Here is a 19,963-nt window from a genome sequence, read left to right on the forward strand (position 1 = left end):
CGAAATGCATCCACAGCCCAAGAAAGATATTCACTCCACCGTTGAGGCTTTAGAGGTAAACCTTCACGTAGCGCTGGTTCATCTACTTGAATGACCTTTGCACCAGCACCTTCCAAATCCGCTACCTCATCCCGCAACGCCAAAGCAATTTGAAAAGCTTGTTCTTGACGAGAAATATCCGTCCGGGCATAAGACCAATTTAAGATAGTTACAGGACCTGTCAACATCCCTTTGACAGGTTTTTCAGTCAATGATTGAGCTACTTTAAACTCACGCACTGTCATTGGCGCAGTGCGAACCACATCACCGTAAATAATTGGCGGACGAACATAACGGCTACCGTAACTTTGTACCCAACCATTTTCGGTGAAAGCGAAGCCTGATAACTGCTGTCCAAAAAATTCCACCATATCAGTGCGTTCAAATTCACCATGAACTAGAACATCTAACTCTAATTCCTCCTGTAGTTTAATGCTCCCGGCGATTTGAACATCAATTGCAGCAAGGTATTCTGACTGACTCAACTCACCCCGTTTGTAGCGCACCCGGAGTTGGCGTACTTCAGAAGTTTGGGGAAAGGAGCCAATTGTGGTTGTCGGAAACAGAGGAAGAGGAATTTGGGAATCAAGACGCAATCCATAGGATAAGGAGCGCTGGAAATCAGCAGTTGTCAGATTTTTTAGTCTTTCTTGAACTGAGTCATTGACTGGACTAAATTGCTCGAATTTACTCCAGCTTGACTCAAAAAATTCTTGCTCGATTTTGGTGTTTTCTCCTGTTATTGTTCGAGCTAAAAACACCACTTCTTGAAGCTTTTGTTCTGCAAAACTTAAAACATTTCTTAATGCTGATGGCAGTTGTTTTTCTCGTTGAGCATCGTAGGGAATAAACTGCAAAGAAGCCGATAGCTGAATATCTAGAGACTTTACACGTAAATTGTCTACAATCTCTTGCAATACAGGGAGAAGTTTCTCTGGGCGAATTTGCCAAATGTTTCTCGCATCTATAATTCCTAATCCCAGTCGCTTATTTTCAGGGAAACCGTGAGTTTTAATTAACTCTAAGTTCCGTCCGCGAGTGAAGTCCAAACTAATTGCACTGACTGGTAATTCTATCACCCAAGGGTAGCTTTCTCCTAAGTCATCAAAATAAGTAACTAGATGTAAGGGTAGTTCTACAGAAGCCAATGAGTTATAGACTGTTTGGAAGTGTTCTTTCCAGGAATTGGCATCACCCAGAACTAAGGCAGGTTCGTGCATTTGCACTTCGTCTACTCCCAAATTTTTCAGTTCTGTAAGTAAGTTAACGTAGAGTGGTATTAGCTTTGTTACCACCTCGTCAATATTTGATTCTAGTTTGCTTAAGCGCAAGAGTGTACAGGGACCAAGTATGATGGGAATTGCCCTTTTACCTAAGATATTTTGGGCGCGACGGACTATTTCTAAAAAATCGTTGAAATCGGCTGACTGTGTTTCTGAGGCAATTTCAGGTACAAGATAGTGGTAGTTAGTATCGAACCACTTTGTCATTTCAAGGGCGGGTATTCCTTCTTTCCCTCGCGCCATTACAAAGTAGCGTTCTAAGCCGGAAAACTGTTGGAATCTTGCGGGAATTAAACCAAAACGAAACGCCCAGTCAAGTACATGGTCGTAGAGTGTTGTGTCTCCAATCCCGATTTTTTCAAGCCCTGCATCTAACTGAGTTTTCCAGTTAGCTTCTTCCACTACTTGTACAGTTTCTAGTAGTGATTCTGCTTCTAATTTTCTACTCCAAAATGCTTCTAATGCTTTCTTCACTTCCCGGTTTTTTCCAATGCGGGGATAGCCTAATGTCGCGGTTTGAATTATCATTTTCTCTTTCAATTGAATGTATGAGTCAAGTAAAAATATGCACAACCAAACTAGACAGTTATAAAACACAGTTCCAACTGTCGATTGATTGTTAACTTAAATGAAAACACCAGTAAAAACTCTAGCAGTAGTTAATCACCACCAGAGGAGTTATAAATGCAATCAAGACAAAACTGATAATAATTATGTTCATGTCTTGTGAAGTTAGCAACAGGTTATATTTAATTTTGCCCACTTACTGAGTGGCGGAATCTTTGCCAAAATCCCTTTTTTCAGTCGTTCGGGTCGTTCTGACCAAGGCAGTAAACCATCGGGTTTAGCATAGTATTGACTGGCACATTTTAGAATAGCTTCGGCGCTATCATTTATTGGTAAGTCACCAAACAGATAAGTCAATTTCTCTTGTGCAGCAAAGGCAATAACGCAAGAATGATTACAAGCACTCATGCATTCAACTCCCTGAACTGAGAATTTATTTCGCAATTCCCAGTTGAATGCAAGTTCCTGAAGCTGCTGCAGTAGTTGTTGACCACCGCTTTCACCAACTTGCTTGCCATTTTGCCAGACGCTAGCACAAGTCGTGCAAACAAATAAAGTATGCTGTTTGTTAATCATTGATTTTGAAGTCTGTAGGAGGAAATCCATACTGCAGATATCATCCAGCGTTGCTAACGCTGAACTCCTATCTTGCTGACTGTGCAGTATCCTTATTGCAAATTTGTAGCAGCAATTGACTAGTAGTACAGTCACTTACGTCTAGAAGAACTAGAACGAATGACACCTAAAGCTCGGAGCGGAATTTATATCGTAAAATAAACTTCTATCGTTTCCTAGATAGCTGTAACTTGAAGTGTATCTTTGGAGCTATGAAGAAATAAAACCGAGCGAACGTGAAAATACTTATAGTAGCGTTCATCTATAACCTCGTAGATTGAAGCAGAAGTTAACTAGTCGGCGGGCATTCTGACTTACAAGGCAAGCCTTGATTACAGCTGCGGGACAGCGCCGGATTTACACCGGACTTTCCCCATTACTTCTAGTGGCTGTTACCCACTAGAACCGAATCATTTTTTAAATCCTATCACAGTTTTGTAGTTTACTAGCATGTAATTTAATTAAGTCTCAGAAAATTTGAGCTATAAGCAGTAAATAGGAACCTGGGTGGGATGTTACCTTTACGTTACGCTCGAGCTATCAGTAGACGCAAACAGCTGCAGGAGATACAGTGAAGCAATTCAAAATTATTATTGAAAAACACCCTAATGGTTATGTCGCTTACCCTATTGGCATTGTGGGTGCGGTAGTTGGGCAAGGAGAGACATATGAGGAGGCATTGACAGATGTCAAATCAGCGATCGCTTGCTACCTTGAAATTTTTGGCAAGGAAATCCTGGAAGATACGTTTCCTGCTGAAGTCTTTATTGCTGAAGCTAAGGTTGCGATTTAATGGCAAAGTTCCCAGTAGATGCTCCCAAATTCATACAATATCGCTGCCCGTTATTGGTATGCCGTAATTATGGGGGACGAAACTTTTTCTAGAGTGTACGAGGACAAAAGTTTCCACGGCACACAGAGGACGCCTGTAACTCTGGGAACGTTGCGTGGTCTATGCGCGGAGCGCACGCTATGTGCAAAGCACACGCTACGCGAACGCGAACGGATTGCGTAGCGATCTGTACCCCAACTATAAGCAAAGCTTTAGTTGGGGTGCGTTCAAGCTTGATAAAAACTAAGAACTAGCTGCCCGGAGTAAAGAGACTTCATATTGATTAAATGTTGAATCCGCACTCACAAGAGTCATTTCTTCTACCTGAGCTTGTGCAATCAGCATTCTGTCAAAAGGATCGCGATGATGTAAAGGTAATGCAGCTACCCGCAAAGCATGAGAAGCGGTGATCTCTAACGATCTAGCTCCTAGTTGAGTCATACGAGTAGATACATAATCATCTATTTGTTCTGGCAGTGGCAACTTACCGATTGAAACCTTAATTCCCATCTCCCAAACACTGGCAACAGAGAACCAGACTTCATTGGTTTCATCCGCAATCTGTTCAATCACGTTCTCATTCAGCTTTTCTGGTTGAGCAAACCACCATAACCAGCATTGAGTATCCAATAAAAGTCTCACTCTACACCAACCTCAAATGCCGCTAGTATATCTTCTGGTAAAGGAGCATTAAAGTCATCTGGTACGATAAACAGTCCCCGGTCTTTTCCCAAACTAGATCGTCGATCTAACGATGTCCGAAATGGAACAAGCTTTGCAATTGGAATACCCCGGTTTGAAATAACAATTTCTTCTCCAAGCTCCACACGGGACAGTAGCCGAGAGAGGTTTGTTTTAGCCTGATGGATATTTACAGTTTCCATAATCTTAAAAAACTAAGTCTATAAACTAAGTCTAGTTTAGTTGTGGCAATTCTGCAAGGTCAGATTAGTTTAGAATCATGAGCAACTGGCAAGCAATGCAGCAGAACTAAGCCGTTGAACGTGCTTTCAATTAAATAGAAGCCTGTTTAGAAACTTTCCGGTATTTTGACTGATAGACATGCGATCGCGAATATCCAGAAATTAATTATGCATTACCCGAAAGTCTTAGTAAGGGCGCAAGGCATTGTGCCCTTACATTTTTTCCACCAGATGTCTATTAGGTATCACACATGACTGAGCGATTTGAGCAGGCGATCGCCTGATTAAAAACTTTACCAACCGATGAGCAGGACGCGATGTAATTTAATTAAGTCTTAGAACATTTGAACTATAACTAGTAAATAGGAACCTGGGTGGGATGTTACCTGTCTTTAGACGCATTGTTAGCGTCTAAAATCTTTCAAATTCTATGACCCGTCGTGATTTTATAGTTTTGTTTGGTGTAGGTTGGGTGGCAAATTACTTACCAATCGCTATTGCAACTACTTATGCAGCACAACCATCACCTCAATCGAAACCAAAGTCAAAAATATCTGAGAATTGGTTTCCTGTTGGGACAGTGGAGGCGTTAGATAAAACGGGTCAGTTGTTAAACGAAAAATCCCCCGTTGGTCCGGTTCTGATAATTGGGACATCAAAAAGTCAAAACTTAATTGCTGTTAACCCCACCTGTACCCATTTAGGTTGCATAGTGGAATGGGAATCTCAAGAAAAAATCTTCTTATGTCCCTGTCACGCTTCAGAATTTGGGGTTGATGGCAAGGTATTAAACGGTCCCGCCACCAAACCACTGAATAAATATGCTATTAAAATACAGGGGCGTTCAGTGCTGGTACGTAATATCCAATCTACCTAAAATAGTCAATAAAAAATTAGCGGTTGTACGGAACAACGAAATCATATGGTAGGATAGAATTCACTTCTACCCTACTGTTAAAAATTCACCCAAGAAACTAAAAATCTTTGGCTCTACAAACAAATTCAAAAAAGTGTAGGTTTTTATGGCAATTGATTCCGCAGACGACGCAAGCAATTGATTGAGTCCGGACAATCACAGCCGAATATAGCTACAGCAGCATCACTTTCTTCATCTGTGACATTGAGTAATTCTTTTTCAGTGGCGTTGACAGTGTTAATCTCTGGTACACCCTTCCTGACTTTTGATAATTGTTCAGCTTTAGCACAGTGTATTACACCTTTCTTGTCATGTCTGGCGCAAGGTTTAAGGTTCTGGGCTGATACTGTTTGATTTGGGGATTCAGTACGTTCTTGTGGTTGTACGTTGACTGGTTCGGCGGATTGACCGACTTTAGGACTCATCAGTAATGAAACAACAGAAACTAGAGTGGCTGGGTGATAAGTCAATGCAGATAAAACTTTCTTCATTTATTCTCCTAAAGTGTTTAATGTTGACAGAATTGCAAATAACGAGAAAAGCTAGAGGCTGTTAGTGTTTATTACTAACTCACTTACATTATGCCCGGATAGACTTTCACAATGTAAATTCATCCTTATGTTTGTTAGTTGCAACCAATCACCATAGCATATTGAATTCTAATGAACCATAATTTGCCAAGCCTGTTCCGTTCATACAAATAGATAATGGAAATTTTATTTGTAAGGGAGGCAGTCATGTCAATGCAGTATCTTCTGTTGCTAAATTCTTCCATTATCCACGCTGCCTCGTGCGCGATCGCTTCATTTCATGCACAAAGTCAGATTTAGCAGCTAGAAAATCCTTCCTTTATGGCGGTGAACCTTGACGTTGGATATCTTATGCGTGTTAACTGTGATACGTGTATACATCCCAGAGTCCGTAAGTGATATCGGGAATTCAAATATTTATCAAAATTATTACTAATCGAAATTTACATATAGACAGTAACTATGGTAACCTAAGTCATGACTGTCGGTTCTGATGGGTAGCAGCCATCAGAGGCAAAGGGGAAAGTTCGGTGCAAATCCGGCGCTGTCCCGCAGCTGTAATAAAGGTTTTCCTTTTTAGTCAGAACACCCGCCGATTGGTTAACTTCTATTGATGCTCATCTACGAGGTATAGATGAAAGTGCAACATATAATGTTTGTCTGCACCACTTGCGCTAGTGTATGGCAAGGTGGAAAGCGAGTTGGCGTAAGTGGTGGTGAAAAATTCTTACAGCGATTGCAGGAATTGTACTCTGATTGGGAATTACAATCAGAGTTTGAAATTCAGCCTGTAGAATGTATGAGTGCTTGCAATCGTTCTTGTGTTATTTCTTTGGCAGCAAGTAGTAAATATACTTATCTTTTTGGTGATTTATCACCAGATATGCCTCTTTCAGTAATAGCAGGTGTGTTGGAGTGTGCCAGTAAGTATTACACTCATCCCCAGGGGTTGTTGCCTTGGGCAGAAAGACAGGAACCTCTTAAAAAAGGGATCTTGGCAAAAATTCCTCCTATACCTATACCTATGCAAGTTAATTCCCAAAAGGCGCAGATTCCTGTTGGATAAATAGTTAGTGGACAACACAATGAATTTGCAGGCTATGCAGTGATATAACTCCTGTGCAGAATGACAAATACTTGGGATGATAACAGTTATCTTTTTAATATTGATGACTTTCACATAGACACAACCCTCAATTTTTCTACAGTTTGTTGACAAATGCACTGTGGGGATTGGTTTGAGGTAAGACTTTAAGCTAAAGACCAATCTAGACGCATTGGTGCTTAGTTATTTACCTATCCAGTATCAAGATCGAGAGTGGCTTCTAGATGAGTCGAGTCAGTGAGGAGAGAAATGGATAACCTGCGTGTTCTCAGTTGGAGAAACCAACTCTTTATATCTAGTTTTACAGTCACTTGGGGGATGCTCTGTGGGAATCACTGCGCGATCGCACAAGAAAACAAGCAACCAGTTCATACTACGACCATCGCCCAAAGCACACCAACACCAACAGGCGAACAAGAACCAGATATCGAACTGAATGTCACAGGAAAGGTTTTGAATCAACCTGTATTCACTCCCTTTCGGAGAGAAGGAACAGTCAAAGATTCTACCCGTCCAATTTATGTCATTACAGGAGAAGAAATAGAAGCCCAGGGAGCGAGAACTGTCAGAGAAGCACTGAGATTTCTTCCTGGAATTTTACCTGATGGTACAGCTGGGACAGAAGTGAACGCATTAAGCGGTCAATTTATTCGAGGTTCAAACTCCGAACAAGTCTTAATTTTGCTAGATGGGAGACCAATTAACAATCTTGGAAGTGGCAGTTTTGACCTTTCAGAAATGACTAGCAACATTGTTGAAAGAATAGAAGTTTTACCGGGAGGAGGTTCTACCCTTTATGGTTCCTCTGCAATTGGAGGAGTCATTAACATCATTACCCGTCGTCCAACAAAGACATTAACAACACAAGCGGGAGTCACAGTTGGTGCGTATGGGCTTAATCAACAGACTATTCAAAATAGCGGGAAAGCAGGAGATATCGGATGGGTTGTAGGGTACAATCGCACCCAAGCTGATAACAATTATCCCTATTCTATTCCAGAAGCTAACTTTGAAGGCACTAGAAAAAATAACGAAACTCTATACAATAACTTCAATGTCAAGTTAGAAGGAAATATAGGCGATCGCAATACCCTAACTCTTTCAACTCTGTATCTTTCAAAAGACCAAGGAGTTCCAGGAGGAGTTCCCATACCCTTTCCCGTGTTTGGACAAGGTTATTTTAACTCCTTAACCGATAACGATCGGAAATACACAGATCGAGTTCTCACTGATTTAACTTGGAACTCAAAACTAGGAGGAGGAAAGGATTCCTTACTTACAGCGAAACTTTACGCAGATTTTCTTAACACCCGTTTTGATAGTCGTACTGGAGCACTTAACGCTCAAAGAAGGTTTGATAACGAGCAAAATTCTTACGGAATGCAAGTACAACACAGTTGGAATTTTACTAAAAATCAAGCATTGGTTTATGGCTTTGATTACCGCAGTGTATCAGCACGTAACAGCACCTTCACCTATTTCAACAACCAACAAACAGTTAGTTACGACGATAGTATTAATCAAGGAGCATTGTTTGCTAGATATGAAATAAACTTTACCCCAAGCTTCAGTATAAATTTTGGCATACGCCAAGATTTTAGCAGCCTAGTGAATGGCTCCTTCACATCCCCCAGTGTAGGCGCAAAACTAGCGCTTACAGACTCTACTACCATAAGAGCCAACTACATCAGGAATTTTCGCGCACCCACCCTTTTAAGCTTGTATGCTAGAGGTTCTACCTTTGTGGGTAATTCAGATTTAAAACCAGAGAAAGGAGACAGCTATGATGTAGGAATTGACCAGAAACTTGGGAACTTTGGTCTATTGCGTTTGACTTTCTTTAGCAATACAATATCAGATTTGATTTCCTATAACTTTGCTGTTCCCGTAGCTACATACGAGAATATTGGTTTAGTCCGCACCTTGGGGCTTGAAGCAGTTTTGAACGTACAACTGGCAAAAAACGTATATGCTTTTGTGAACTACACGCTTAATGAACCTCGCATTTTAGAAAGTGTCAATCCTAATGAGGAAGACAATGAATTAAGGTTTGCTGGTGCAGATAGTTTAAATTTGGGAATCTCTTATGAAACAATTCAAGGATTATATACAGGAATCCTGATGCATTCCCTAGGTTCATATCCAACCAATAATACAAATACTGAATTTTTACCTGGGTATACAACTTTTGATTTTAAAATAAGGGTTCCTTTAAGTGATAAAGTAGTAATCACAGGTAGCGTGGACAATATCTTTAACCAAAGATATCAGTTATTTCCTGGATTTCCCGATGCAGGTAGAGTTTTTCAAGTAGGTATAAATTCGACTTTTTAGGTTAGTAGGGGCGCAATGCCTTGCGCCCGTACAGTGGTTAGTGGTTCAACTAACAATCCAAAATCCAAAATATAAAATCCAAAATCCAAAATTCCTATGACTGAATTCAATCCTTGGGTCAAACCATTAAATCGTATTATTTCCGAACCTTCACCAACTGGAGGAAAGATAGAATATGAAGATTTTGATTGTAGTACTGATGTGCTTTCATCACTGTTATATACTCTGTTTCAGCAAAACTGGCATCAAGTAGGAGTAGGTCATATTGTACAAGGAAGTGTTTTAGAATTAGAATTTAATGCTCCTCCAAAACTTTGTATTCTCTATGATGGATATCTAACAGTTGCTGCAGAAGGTTGGCACTTGCATCTGTGTATTGAAGCAAATTTAGGAGGTCCCCATTGTAATACGCCGTTAGAATTAAGGAAACAGCGCCAAGTCAGCCGTGCAGCTTTTTATCGTCGGTTTAACGCAGAGGGAAAACCTAGAAGTTGGGGAATTCAATTTTGGAATGGTGCTGACGAACAATTGATGACAATCTTATTACCGAATCCATTAGTAGAGGGAGAAAACTTGTTACCAGAAGGTAAACCTGATTTATCTAAATTAGAATTGTATGAAGAGCTTCGGGATATTTATGTATTGGGAAATAAACCCATACCATTTCACAAAAATCCCCTGAAACATTCTTACATATCGGTTTGTACTTCTAGTCGCTGTCTTCCTTCACAAAAATGGCAACCTGTTTATGATGCATTAAAAACAGCAGTTGATAAAGCAGGTTTAGATGTGGAAGTCAGAACTTCTGGATGTTTGGAAGTTTGCAAACTAGGTCCAGTTGTATTTTACTCAGAGGATAGAACTTGGTACACTCGTGTCAATCCAGATGTCGCAGAAAAAATTGTCAACGAGCATTTAGTTGAAGGAAACAAATTAACCGAACATTCTTACCCACCAGTATCGAATACATAATAGGTGTGTATGGTGATTTTATTGCTTAAATGACACCTTAAGTTTATTTAGCAGATGAGAATATATCGCAAGAAGGATGCGAAGAGTTAATGATTAGTGAGATACTGATCTTGCTCTAAATTATTTAAGGAAAAGCCAGTATGGTTGTAACTTTGGATGATACAAAGCGCTCTGCTATTGCTACTGAACTGGCAGATCTAAAAGCGCTACAGGAGTTGCTAATTGCTACTGAACAAAAATTACTGCCAGCTGTAAGCAGTGATAGTGAAATCAGTAATCGTTTGAATGACTTTATTAAAGATGACCAACAAGACCTTGCAGTCATTCAGGGAGTGATAGACAAGTTTAGTGGTTCAGTTCAGCCTAGAGATAGTATACGGCAATATGTCGATCAAGTACACCGTTTGATGGACGGGACTGAGCTAACGTTGTACCAAAAAGTTTCAGCCCATGAAAGGATTAAACACCAAGCGGTTATGACTGGCTTAATTGTCCATAAAGCAGCTCAAGTGGTTGGTGAAGATGTTAAAGAGGCGATCGGTCCTTTAAATCAAGTAAACTTCAAAAATCGTGCTCATCAAGAGCAATTGAAAGCAGTCCTAGAGGTTTTGGGTACGCGAGAACTAACAGGTAAAGACCCAGATCAGAGTGTTTGGGCGCGGGCTCAAGATGCTGTCGCTGCTTTAAGGGGTGTGTTTGACGGTCTAACCAATTGAGAATTTTTCTAGAGTGTACGAGGGCAAAAACCCAGTTTCTCTCTGTGGTCAAGCTTGATATCTGGTATGCTTAACTCGAAGAAACAGGGTTGAGTCCGATCGCTGTACCAATGCTCTAGACAAGCTGCATTTTCTTGTGGAACCTTTACTAGAAACAGCTTCTAAACGGTTCCACAAGAATACCCAGGATTTTATCAAGTTGAATAATAAAGTACTCAGTCAAATCAATTTTGACTAACTGGTTCTCTAGCATTAAAAATTTCCAGTTTGTACCCGTTGAGACAGCACCATAAATAATTTGTTGCTCCTTTCCCTTACGGATATTAAATATTTGCGCCGCTACCATTTGAGCTACGCATTGTCCCAAGCCGACTCGGATATCATTGTCCTTTGCTTCTACTATCGTCAGCACCGGAGCAGTAATCAATGATTGATTGGCTGCAGCGCTCAGTATAAAGTCACACGCTCCTGTTAAACCCTTAGAATCATCCACATTAAAAGTATTACCAGAGAAGTAGCCTAGTTGATAATTAAAGATTCGCCGTACTTCTAGCAAAATTGGTGTAATAATCAATTCAGATCTAGCCTTTTCTGTACTAATACTGGCAGCTAAGTCTAGAGTCTCATCAAGAGTTTGCCTAAGACGCTCTGAAGGTTCAACAGGCGCGATCGCACTAAACAGATGGGGAATATCTTCAACTGTCAACTCCAGAGCGGAGACTGCTTGCTCAATGTTTTTAAAGTCACTATATGACATACCGCCCGCTTTCTAACTAGCTACTTGGGTTATTACACTTTACTCGTTGCACTTGCTTTTTCTTTATCCCATTTTTCAATAACTTTCTTGACATATTCTATTTCTTCAAAGTCTACACGTACAGTGGCATTTTCAAATTCTATACCTAATACTGTGATGACTTCGAGGATTTCGACAAAGCTAGCACATTGATAATCAGTTTGTTCGTATTCCAAAACTCGTGCGCTTTCAATACCTAACATTGTAGCCAGTTCATCAATACTAATTTTAGCAGCAATTCTAGCTTTGATTAAAGTATCTGGTAATTTATGAAAAGACTCTACTTTTATTGTAATTGGTTGATTATTTGTACTATTAATTAGTGTTTCGTATTCAGCTATTTCAGTTTCTAACTGTTCTATGTGACATTGTAAGGCTCCTCGATTCTGTAAGTACCGCGTGTAGTCTTTCTGAATAGCTGCTTCATCTTTATCCATTGTAGTTTTTTTATAATTAGCAATCCTTTCCTGACTAACTTGATATTGATGTTCATTTTTAATCATAATTCCCACCTCATTAAATCTATAGCTATAATGCCTTTTCTATTTTTATCTCTATCCGTTTGAAAAAACTCAAATGAATTTTCTCCATAGTTACCGACAAGTTGGTTAGATGGAAAAATTTCACCTTATTATCGAGCTTTTTGTCCAGCACGGTCATGATAGTTAAACAATTGAGGGGCGTTGACTCTGAGATAATCAACATCTACTGTTTCATTATCATAACAAGCATCAAAGTCTACTGGGTTTGATTTTATTGTGGTAAAGCTGCCATTTATATAAATTACTCTACACCCTGCTGCTTGTAAATCCAACATTGCCATTTCTAAGCCATCTATTAACAGCCTACGACGCCTATTGTAACCGAATCTTTCTTTAAACTCCTTCCATTCAGCCCAATACACTCCTAGTGGTAAATTACCATTTTCATCAAATTCAGGAATCATTCACTCACACCTTAACAAATATATTAATTATCTGCTATTAAAATAAATCTTTTAAAGAAACTACAAAACTGTGATATCGTGAAAAAACGATTCGGTTCTAGTGGGGGTCAGCCACTAGAGGTAACGGGGAAAGTCCGGTGCAAATCCGGCGCTGTCCCGCAGCTGTAATGAAGGTTTTCCTTTTTAGTCAGAACGCCCACCGATAAGTTAACTTCTATTGATGCCCATCTACGAGGTATAGATGAAAGTGCAACATATAATGTTTGTTTGTACCACTTGCGCTAGTGTATGGCAGGGTGGAAAGCGAGTTGGCGTAAGTGGTGGTGAAAAATTATTACAGCGATTGCAGGAATTGAACTCTGATGGGGAATTGCAGTCAGAGTTTGAAATTCAGCCTGTAGAATGTATGAGTGCTTGCAATCGCTCTTGTGTTATTTGTTTTGCAGCAAGTAGTAAATACACTTATCTTTTTGGTGATTTATCACCAGATTTGCCTCTTCCAGCAATACTGAGTGTGTTGGAGTGCGCCAGTAAGTATCACACTCATCCGCAGGGATTGTTGCCTTGGGCAGAAAGACCGGAACCTCTCAAAAAAGGGATCTTGGCAAAAATTCCTCCGATGGCTATGATAACAATTATTATTTTACAAGCGATCGCTTTCACATTGGCACCCTCAATTCTTCTATAATTCGTTGATAAATGCACTCTCTGGGATTAGTCTAAGGTAAAACTTTGAGATCTAGACCAATTTAGACGCATTGGTACTTAGTGTCGCAGAAAAGATTGTCAACCAGCATTTAGTTGAAGGAAACAAATTAATCGAACATTCTTACCTACCAACATCAAATACATGATAGGTGCAAGATTACTAAAATTTAAACCCCTAATCTTCTTGTGCCAGATAGTCTTAATCTTTGTTTTGATTATAGCTTGTCACAAGTCAACCAAAATAAGCGATACTAATCAATTGACTGATGGCACAATTTTCTCTTCCAATACCAACGTTCTCCAAGGATGTGTTCAAAATTATAAACCTACAATTAATTACTTTCCGGAAAAAGCGAGTGTTAAATATGCCAAGGGCTTTGTAGTAGAATATCGCAATAATTACAAACTTGTTACAATCAAAAATCCTTGGCGAAATGCTGACGTGACTTTTCAATACGTTCTCGTTCAATGCGGTACACCAATACCAGAAGGATATAAAGAAACACAAATTATTCAAGTACCAATAAACACAATTGTCTCGCTGTCAACAACTCACTTACCTCATTTAGATAAATTAGGAGTTGTAGATAAACTTCTTGGAGTTAGCGATATCAGTAAAGTGAATACTGCTAGTGTTGTTCAGAAAATACAAGCCAGTAAAATTGCCTCGGTGGGAAATAATACTAATGTCAATATAGAAAAAATCTTAGATTTAAATCCTGATTTAGTGACAACGTATGGAGTCGGTAGTCTAGAAATTGATAGCTACCCCAAACTACTAGAAGTAGGTTTAAAAGTAGCTCTTAACGCTGAATACATGGAATACTCTCCATTAGGACAAGCAGAATGGCTAAAGTTTACTGCTTTATTTTTTAACCGTGAAGCAAAAGCTGAAAAAATCTTCAACGAAGTGGCAAAACAATATCAAACAGTCTCCGCCAAAGCAAAAGCTATTAAAAATCGTCCAACCGTATTTGTAGGATTCAATTCAAAGGGTACTTGGTATATGCCGGGAGGAAACAGTTATGTTGCCCAATATTTAGCTGATGCAGGTGCAAACTATGTGTGGAAAGATAATAAATCATTAGGTTCCTTACCATTATCCTTTGAACAAGTTTTTGAACGTGCCGCCAATGCCGATTATTGGTTAAACGGTAGCCAATATTGGAAAACAAGAAAAGACTTACTCACTGAGGATCGCCGCTATGCTACTTTTAAAGCAGTAAAAAACGGAAACCTTTATAACAACAACGCTCGTCTTAACTCCAGTGATGGCAATGACTACTGGGAAAGCGGCATTAGCAACCCCCATCTCGTCTTATCCGATATAATTAAAATCTTGCATCCAGAAATTCTAAGCGTTCGCCCTTGGCGCAAGCCGTACCCGGCTTATCGCAAGCTAACATACTATCGTAAACTTTCCTAACTTCCAAACTCTCTTTCTTTCTCCCTTGTACTTCGCGCCTATGTCCTTACGGACACGTTACACGAACGCGGTTCATATAATTAAAATGCCCTCTTTTAAAAACTCTCAAATCCCCATACCACTACTTCTCTTCTCCACATTACTCTTAACCCTCATTCTCGCCTTCCTACTCGATATAGCTCTTGGTTCAATTCAAATCCCTCTCAATCAAGTCATCACAATCCTACTAGGACAACAACCAGAAAAAACTACATGGACTAGCATCATTCTCAAATTTCGCTTACCCAAAGCATTCACTGCAACCCTTGCAGGTGCAGCATTAGGAGTCAGTGGCTTGCAAATGCAAACCTTATTTAGAAATCCCCTAGCGGGACCATTTATCTTAGGAATCAGTTCTGGAGCGAGTCTAGGAGTTGCATTAGTTGTCCTCACAGCTAGCGCTACAGGTATACCAACATTATTAAAAGATTTAGGCATAATTGGCGACTTTGGTTTAGTTATATCAGCCAGTCTTGGTGCAGCATCAGTTTTAGGAATAATGTTAGTTGTTGCTCGCCGAGTCCGCGACACAATGACACTGTTGATTTTAGGTTTATTATTTGGCTACGCTACCAGTGCCATTGTTAGTATTTTACTAAATTTTAGCTCCCAGGAACGCATTCAAACTTACCTCATATGGACTTTTGGCAGTTTTGCGGGTGTAACTTGGACACAAATGATTATTTTAGCTCCTGTCATACTTTTGGGTTTATTAATGGCGCTATTGCTGTCAAAACCACTCAATGCACTGTTACTTGGAGAATCTTATGCGCGTAGTATGGGGTTAACGGTACAAAAAGCCAGATTTTCGATTATTACTAGTGCGTCTGTCTTAGCGGGAGCAATTACTGCTTTTTGCGGTCCCATCGCCTTTTTGGGTGTCGCGATTCCCCACCTATGTCGCAGTTTATTTAACACTTCAGATCATCGCGTATTGATTCCAGCAGTTACAATGATGGGTGCTATCTTAGCATTAATTGCAGATTTAATTTCTCAATTACCGGGAAGTCAGATCGTTTTACCATTAAATGCGATTACTGCCTTAATAGGAACTCCTGTAGTCACCTGGGTTATTTTAAAACGCAATTCGCAAAAATCTTTTCCTACATGAGTGATGCAATTCTGACAACTCACAACCTGACAATTGGTTACAACACATCGCGAAGAACATTCCGAAACGTTGCATCCAATATTTCAGTGTCGCTTCAAACAGGAGAACTCGTCTGTTTACTCGGTCCCAATGGAGCAGGTAAGTCAACCTTACTACGGACGCTTGCTGGAATGCAACCTCCTATTGGAGGGGAAGTGCAGCTGTTAGGAGAAAATGTTTACAAATTACCACCGCAAGAATTAGCCAAACGTCTCAGCTTGGTACTGACTGAGAAGATAGATGTGGGAATGCTTTCAGCTTACACCTTTGTGACTTTAGGACGCTATCCCTACACGGATTGGTGGGGAAAGTTAACACCGCAAGACGAAGCTATTGTCACTTGGGCAATAAAATCTGTCGGTGCAACACACTTAGCAGAACGCCATGTTAGCGAACTTAGTGACGGAGAACGACAAAAAATTGCGATCGCACGTGCTTTAGCACAATCACCTGTTGTCATGCTACTTGATGAGCCAACAGCATTTTTAGATTTACCCAGGCGCGTGGAGATTATGCAATTGTTGCGTCAAATTGCTTGGCAAAATCACCAAGCGATTCTTTTATCCACCCACGATCTCAATTTAGCTTTACGTTTAGCAGACAAAGTTTGGTTATTAGCAAGCAATGGAAGTTTGCACGTTGGCGCACCAGAAGACTTAGTTTTAAGTGGTGCGTTTGCCGAAACTTTCCGCAGTGAAGGAGTGGAATTTGATATTGCTTCTGGAGAGTTTCATCTTAATTCACAAGTACGTGGTGTAGTTGATTTGGTGGGTGAGGGTGTAGAAGCAGTATGGACAAAACGCGCCTTGCAACGAGCCGGATTTCTCGTTCAGACTAATAGGAATTTAGCACCAATTTGTGTGGAAGTCATAATCACAAAAGAACAAGTTATTTGGCATATTATAAGTAATCATGACAAATTTCTATATTACGATATACAAACACTCATTCAATTCTTGAACAAATTGTTTCCGATATAGCGATCGCCCATACTACTTCACTATATGCAAGCGGACGATCTTAGGGCGGCTTGCCTCATCAAGATAATGACATTGAATTGAATCCCGTATCATTTCTCTCAATGTTTCCAAGTCATCCGCTTGTGTAAAAATGGACTCACCAAGTGCTCTAGCAGTGTAGCCACCGTCTAGGTCATCTTCGACCAAAAAAACAATTTCACTCATCTAAAAACCTCTGAGAGTGCGGAACATGAGTGTTTTTACTTTTTTTTGACTACTGACTACTATAGCATTCCTAATTGAATTGTGAGAAGATGTGTAGTCATCTTGCTTAAATCAAAGGTAAAATTTAGTGCAGCCTATCAATTAGGAAATTACGGCTATACAAACGAAATCATTCGCAAGTTATTTTCAGAAAGTTCATTTAGGTAATTTAGTATCAAATTGTATTCACTTAATACTTTCCAACGTCCTTTTGAGAAAGCGTTTAGTAGTTATCTACACCAAATAGTTGTAACAATTGCTGCCCGGTCTTCGGGACTTGCGAGATCGTCCTTCTCAACTAAGTTGGACAAGACTGAGGCGATACATACGACTAAACGGCGGAACTCTAAATATCAAATTGTTGATGAATCCCATACGACGATAGTATCTAGGCGGTGTATCGTAGAGCGTTTTGACCTGTAAAACTTGGTAATGAGAGTTCCAATTATTAATGTTACGGACATCTTTGATTCCCCATTGAAATCTAGCTTCATAATATTTCATGGCATCATGTTGCTTTTGATGTTTCACCATAAAATGTGACAGAGAATCAAAGACAAAGTATGAACTAGGAAAATGTTGATATATAAGTGCAAATAGATGTTTAACTTGCTCTTCTGTTAGATACATTAACACCCCTTCTGCCACGAACATCACAGGTCGAGCGCCAGCTTTTTTTACGATATCAACCCAATGGGAATCTAACGCTGAGGCGGCAATGAATCGACGGCGATAAGCGGAGCTTAACGCCTAAAGGCGTATCGCATTCTTGAAAAAAGTTTTCTCGCCGACGCGATCGCGTCTGGTAAATCCAAATCAAACCAGCGCACACTACCATTGTCCACTCGCTCGAAACGTGTATTTAATCCAGCACCAATTTCAACAACAATACCATCAGGATTATCTTTGAGAAAAGACTGTACCCATTGGTCTAAAATCTGACCTCTCAAACAAATACCAATCTGACTTCCTGTAGCTGTTGCTAATTTAGAAAAGTCATAGTCTATTTGGTTCATCACCTCAACGGATTTTGTATCTTTAAGAATGGGGTCTGGTTTGCCTGCTTCAGTACCTCTTGCCCAAAGAGTCATGAACAAAGTTTCCTGAACTGTACCTAGATTAACCTTGTATTTGCTCGTATTTTGCTGCATTTTCAGGAAAAATTTGCAATTGTCAGTTTAATTTAATACGGTTTTCGTCTGCCTGTTTGGGTAGCATTACAGCAACTCGTTTTCATCTCAAAGTCAATACATCCAAGAGCCTCCAGCGAGCAAGCTTTTTTAGGATGTACTGTACATTTTAATCGATAATCATTTGTGAAATACTCACAACCGGTACAAGGAATTTGATGCAACATCTTGACATAATTTGTTCCTTTGCTGAGAGTTCGCCATACACTGCAAATGGTGAAAAGTAGAATTCCCCATGCACAAAAAGCACAAAAGATTGTAATCATAATTACTTATCCTCATCTTTTATAAAAATGCCTGTAGTTCATAGTGTTTGGCCACAGGCATGAAATGATACTTAGCTAATGTTGAATGCACTCAATTAAGAGTTAACCTCTTGACGCGATCGCCAAAAGTGCCAAATGAAACCTAGAAAAGCCAATACACCCAAGAAGAACTGGATATCTGCCATTGCCAAACGGTTTTCACCATAAAACTTGATAGGGAAAACTGTTGTGTTACCCACAAAAGCAGCAGAAATAAAACCCATTAAAGCTAACCCAAGCAAACTGTATGAAAGGATTTCATCGCTATTGTCTATGGGAAAAATTTGTCGTACCCAACCAAAAGGTTGCACAACAATGTGCCATATACCCCCTGCAATCAGGATTAGCCCCACCCAGGGGAAGTAAAATCAGTCCTTGTTCTCCTATTGGGATTTCAGGGTTGTAACGAGAAATTTCAAACCAAGTAAAAGCCCCAGCCCACAAAGTCGTCAGTGCTGCTTGCGCGATGTGAGCGCCAAGAAATAAACCGGAGAGGTTAGCAAAGCGAGCATTGCCTGCCCACCAATCATATTTAACACTGGAATTACCGTATGTCTGCATTATGTCGCTTTTGCCTCCTTAGTCAAGACTATATGCATGGAAAGAAATCATCCCTAGAAATTACTTCTAGGAATGAGCAGATGCATGGATGTATGGAACAAAAGATCTGAATTAATGTTGTAGTATCGTTCTAAGAGCGAGTTCGGCTAATAACTTATGAAATCATAAGCTTGCATTTGCAATGCACATCAAGACATCGCAACGACATATGTAGTGTCAATGTTTATCTGAACTTGAGACAAATTGTTAACTAACAAGAGATTGTTAGTCTGTTCGTGATGGAGTAAACCCCCTGACTTAATTTGACAACAGTGTTCTAACAGTTTTGCGATCTCTGTATATTCCCAAGTTGTTCCTTGAAGAAACGTTGTTAGCGTCCTTTTAAAACAAGGTAACTACAGTTCAACAGCAGGAGTTACAAGGATGTTTTGTAAACATCCTTCCTCTTCCTTGAATTTATTCAAGCACTAATGAAAATATATGTCAACTAATTCAAGCAAAATAATTGAAGTAGGCAGATATATCAAGGGATTGAAGGGTAAAGAGCGCTGAGCGATAAGCCGGGTACGGCTTGCGCCAAGGGCGATCGGTGGGTATCAAAAACTAACAAAGATAAAATCAGAACAAACAGACTAAAGGTGGCAAAGTTTGTCATTTAAAATACATTTCTACAAATTGTAACATTTCCTGTTTTTGAAAAATTTTTAAGCATTAATACTTAGGATAGTATCGCAGGTGTGGTGAAGCCGTATCTAAACCGATTGTGCCAGTTGCGTAAATCCTGTTT

General features: G+C 39.8%; 23 protein-coding genes, 2 pseudogenes and 3 riboswitches. Of the genes and pseudogenes, 10 read left to right on the forward strand and 15 right to left on the reverse strand.

The genetic code is table 11. The features are described from left to right. Together metE and ACKTT2_RS06535 are read right to left on the reverse strand one after the other, a co-directional pair. Window positions 1-1,850: 5-methyltetrahydropteroyltriglutamate--homocysteine S-methyltransferase (gene metE / locus ACKTT2_RS06530; RefSeq protein ID WP_407885151.1), on the reverse strand; the 1,850-nt coding region annotated here is incomplete at its 3' end. 204 nt (window positions 1,851-2,054) lie between these two features. After that, window positions 2,055-2,465: a DUF1636 family protein gene (locus ACKTT2_RS06535; RefSeq protein ID WP_407885152.1), complete on the reverse strand. Its 411-nt coding sequence runs from the start codon at window positions 2,463-2,465 to the stop codon at window positions 2,055-2,057. Window positions 2,466-2,786: 321 nt separating this feature from the next. Beyond that, a riboswitch (cobalamin riboswitch) is annotated at window positions 2,787-2,929 on the reverse strand. A gap of 146 nt (window positions 2,930-3,075) precedes the next feature. Between ACKTT2_RS06535 and ACKTT2_RS06540 the strand changes: the two genes are divergently transcribed. Further along, a complete protein-coding gene (locus ACKTT2_RS06540; protein ID WP_407885153.1) occupies window positions 3,076-3,297 on the forward strand; it encodes a type II toxin-antitoxin system HicB family antitoxin in 222 nt (73 codons plus the stop codon). Between the two features lie 282 nt (window positions 3,298-3,579). Here the strand turns inward: ACKTT2_RS06540 and ACKTT2_RS06545 are convergent, their stop codons facing one another. Both ACKTT2_RS06545 and ACKTT2_RS06550 read right to left on the reverse strand, forming a co-directional pair. After that, window positions 3,580-3,978, reverse strand: coding sequence for a type II toxin-antitoxin system VapC family toxin (locus tag ACKTT2_RS06545; RefSeq protein ID WP_407885154.1), 399 nt, complete (start codon window positions 3,976-3,978; stop codon window positions 3,580-3,582). Continuing rightward, the gene (locus tag ACKTT2_RS06550; RefSeq protein ID WP_155744378.1) at window positions 3,975-4,220 is read right to left on the reverse strand and encodes a type II toxin-antitoxin system Phd/YefM family antitoxin; all 246 of its coding nucleotides are present in this window, start codon (window positions 4,218-4,220) and stop codon (window positions 3,975-3,977) included. The genes ACKTT2_RS06545 and ACKTT2_RS06550 overlap by 4 nt, the downstream gene beginning before the upstream one ends. 469 nt (window positions 4,221-4,689) lie before the next feature. On the opposite strand from ACKTT2_RS06550, the gene ACKTT2_RS06555 reads away from it, so the two are divergent. Beyond that, window positions 4,690-5,136 carry a QcrA and Rieske domain-containing protein gene (locus tag ACKTT2_RS06555; RefSeq protein WP_407885155.1) on the forward strand — a complete coding sequence of 149 codons (447 nt, stop codon included), beginning with the start codon at window positions 4,690-4,692 and terminating at the stop codon, window positions 5,134-5,136. Window positions 5,137-5,279: 143 nt separating this feature from the next. On the opposite strand, the gene ACKTT2_RS06560 is transcribed toward ACKTT2_RS06555, so the two are convergent. Continuing rightward, entirely contained in the window at window positions 5,280-5,666 is a 387-nt protein-coding gene (locus ACKTT2_RS06560) for a hypothetical protein (RefSeq protein WP_407885156.1), read from the reverse strand. Window positions 5,667-6,173: 507 nt separating this feature from the next. Continuing rightward, a riboswitch (cobalamin riboswitch) is annotated at window positions 6,174-6,316 on the forward strand. A gap of 23 nt (window positions 6,317-6,339) precedes the next feature. Between ACKTT2_RS06560 and ACKTT2_RS06565 the strand changes: the two genes are divergently transcribed. The 4 genes from ACKTT2_RS06565 (at window position 6,340) to ACKTT2_RS06580 (ending at window position 10,832) form a co-directional block, all read left to right on the forward strand. After that, window positions 6,340-6,771: a DUF1636 domain-containing protein gene (locus ACKTT2_RS06565; RefSeq protein WP_407885157.1), complete on the forward strand. Its 432-nt coding sequence runs from the start codon at window positions 6,340-6,342 to the stop codon at window positions 6,769-6,771. Window positions 6,772-7,059: 288 nt separating this feature from the next. Further along, window positions 7,060-9,144: a TonB-dependent receptor plug domain-containing protein gene (locus tag ACKTT2_RS06570; protein ID WP_407885158.1), complete on the forward strand. Its 2,085-nt coding sequence runs from the start codon at window positions 7,060-7,062 to the stop codon at window positions 9,142-9,144. Window positions 9,145-9,240: 96 nt separating this feature from the next. After that, window positions 9,241-10,116, forward strand: coding sequence for a (2Fe-2S) ferredoxin domain-containing protein (locus tag ACKTT2_RS06575; protein ID WP_407885159.1), 876 nt, complete (start codon window positions 9,241-9,243; stop codon window positions 10,114-10,116). Between the two features lie 140 nt (window positions 10,117-10,256). Continuing rightward, window positions 10,257-10,832: a hemerythrin HHE cation-binding protein gene (locus ACKTT2_RS06580; RefSeq protein ID WP_407885160.1), complete on the forward strand. Its 576-nt coding sequence runs from the start codon at window positions 10,257-10,259 to the stop codon at window positions 10,830-10,832. Window positions 10,833-10,980: 148 nt separating this feature from the next. Here the strand turns inward: ACKTT2_RS06580 and ACKTT2_RS06585 are convergent, their stop codons facing one another. The 3 genes from ACKTT2_RS06585 to ACKTT2_RS06595 all read right to left on the reverse strand — a co-directional run bounded on the left by ACKTT2_RS06585 (window position 10,981) and on the right by ACKTT2_RS06595 (window position 12,574). Continuing rightward, window positions 10,981-11,589 carry a hypothetical protein gene (locus tag ACKTT2_RS06585; protein WP_407885161.1) on the reverse strand — a complete coding sequence of 203 codons (609 nt, stop codon included), beginning with the start codon at window positions 11,587-11,589 and terminating at the stop codon, window positions 10,981-10,983. A gap of 32 nt (window positions 11,590-11,621) precedes the next feature. Beyond that, entirely contained in the window at window positions 11,622-12,131 is a 510-nt protein-coding gene (locus ACKTT2_RS06590) for a DNA-binding protein (RefSeq protein WP_407885162.1), read from the reverse strand. A gap of 128 nt (window positions 12,132-12,259) precedes the next feature. Next, on the reverse strand, window positions 12,260-12,574 hold the full coding sequence (locus ACKTT2_RS06595; protein ID WP_407885163.1) for a DUF6932 family protein: 315 nt from the start codon (window positions 12,572-12,574) through the stop codon (window positions 12,260-12,262). A 75-nt stretch (window positions 12,575-12,649) separates the two neighbouring features. Beyond that, window positions 12,650-12,792: riboswitch (cobalamin riboswitch) on the forward strand. A 23-nt stretch (window positions 12,793-12,815) separates the two neighbouring features. On the opposite strand from ACKTT2_RS06595, the gene ACKTT2_RS06600 reads away from it, so the two are divergent. From ACKTT2_RS06600 to ACKTT2_RS06615, 4 genes are all read left to right on the forward strand, one after another. Further along, window positions 12,816-13,262 carry a DUF1636 domain-containing protein gene (locus ACKTT2_RS06600; protein ID WP_407885164.1) on the forward strand — a complete coding sequence of 149 codons (447 nt, stop codon included), beginning with the start codon at window positions 12,816-12,818 and terminating at the stop codon, window positions 13,260-13,262. Window positions 13,263-13,424: 162 nt separating this feature from the next. Continuing rightward, a complete protein-coding gene (locus tag ACKTT2_RS06605) occupies window positions 13,425-14,708 on the forward strand; it encodes an ABC transporter substrate-binding protein (protein ID WP_407885165.1) in 1,284 nt (427 codons plus the stop codon). Between the two features lie 85 nt (window positions 14,709-14,793). Next, window positions 14,794-15,858: an iron chelate uptake ABC transporter family permease subunit gene (locus tag ACKTT2_RS06610; RefSeq protein WP_407885166.1), complete on the forward strand. Its 1,065-nt coding sequence runs from the start codon at window positions 14,794-14,796 to the stop codon at window positions 15,856-15,858. After that, complete coding sequence (locus ACKTT2_RS06615; RefSeq protein ID WP_407885167.1) at window positions 15,855-16,877, forward strand: ABC transporter ATP-binding protein; 1,023 nt, start codon at window positions 15,855-15,857, stop codon at window positions 16,875-16,877. The genes ACKTT2_RS06610 and ACKTT2_RS06615 overlap by 4 nt, the downstream gene beginning before the upstream one ends. A gap of 12 nt (window positions 16,878-16,889) precedes the next feature. Here ACKTT2_RS06615 and ACKTT2_RS06620 read toward each other — a convergent pair whose 3' ends face one another. The 7 genes and pseudogenes from ACKTT2_RS06620 to ACKTT2_RS06650 all read right to left on the reverse strand — a co-directional run bounded on the left by ACKTT2_RS06620 (window position 16,890) and on the right by ACKTT2_RS06650 (window position 19,831). After that, a complete protein-coding gene (locus ACKTT2_RS06620; RefSeq protein WP_407885168.1) occupies window positions 16,890-17,081 on the reverse strand; it encodes a 2-oxoisovalerate dehydrogenase in 192 nt (63 codons plus the stop codon). A 333-nt stretch (window positions 17,082-17,414) separates the two neighbouring features. Further along, window positions 17,415-17,750 carry a hypothetical protein gene (locus ACKTT2_RS06625; RefSeq protein WP_407885169.1) on the reverse strand — a complete coding sequence of 112 codons (336 nt, stop codon included), beginning with the start codon at window positions 17,748-17,750 and terminating at the stop codon, window positions 17,415-17,417. A 15-nt stretch (window positions 17,751-17,765) separates the two neighbouring features. Then, window positions 17,766-17,840 (reverse strand): annotated as a pseudogene (locus ACKTT2_RS06630) (hypothetical protein); the annotation flags it as partial. 23 nt (window positions 17,841-17,863) lie between these two features. Beyond that, window positions 17,864-18,271 (reverse strand): class I SAM-dependent methyltransferase, encoded by a 408-nt coding sequence (locus ACKTT2_RS06635; protein WP_407885170.1) that lies wholly within the window; start codon window positions 18,269-18,271, stop codon window positions 17,864-17,866. 32 nt (window positions 18,272-18,303) lie between these two features. Further along, window positions 18,304-18,576 (reverse strand): hypothetical protein, encoded by a 273-nt coding sequence (locus tag ACKTT2_RS06640; RefSeq protein ID WP_407885171.1) that lies wholly within the window; start codon window positions 18,574-18,576, stop codon window positions 18,304-18,306. 200 nt (window positions 18,577-18,776) lie between these two features. Then, window positions 18,777-19,176: pseudogene (locus ACKTT2_RS06645) on the reverse strand (chlorophyll a/b binding light-harvesting protein); the annotation flags it as partial. A gap of 523 nt (window positions 19,177-19,699) precedes the next feature. After that, the gene (locus tag ACKTT2_RS06650) at window positions 19,700-19,831 is read right to left on the reverse strand and encodes a hypothetical protein (RefSeq protein WP_407885172.1); all 132 of its coding nucleotides are present in this window, start codon (window positions 19,829-19,831) and stop codon (window positions 19,700-19,702) included. Window positions 19,832-19,963: the final 132 nt, after the last annotated feature.

Origin of the sequence: Scytonema hankhaensis NUACC26, assembly GCF_045865695.1 — a bacterium.
In the GTDB taxonomy this organism is placed as follows: domain Bacteria; phylum Cyanobacteriota; class Cyanobacteriia; order Cyanobacteriales; family Nostocaceae; genus Scytonema.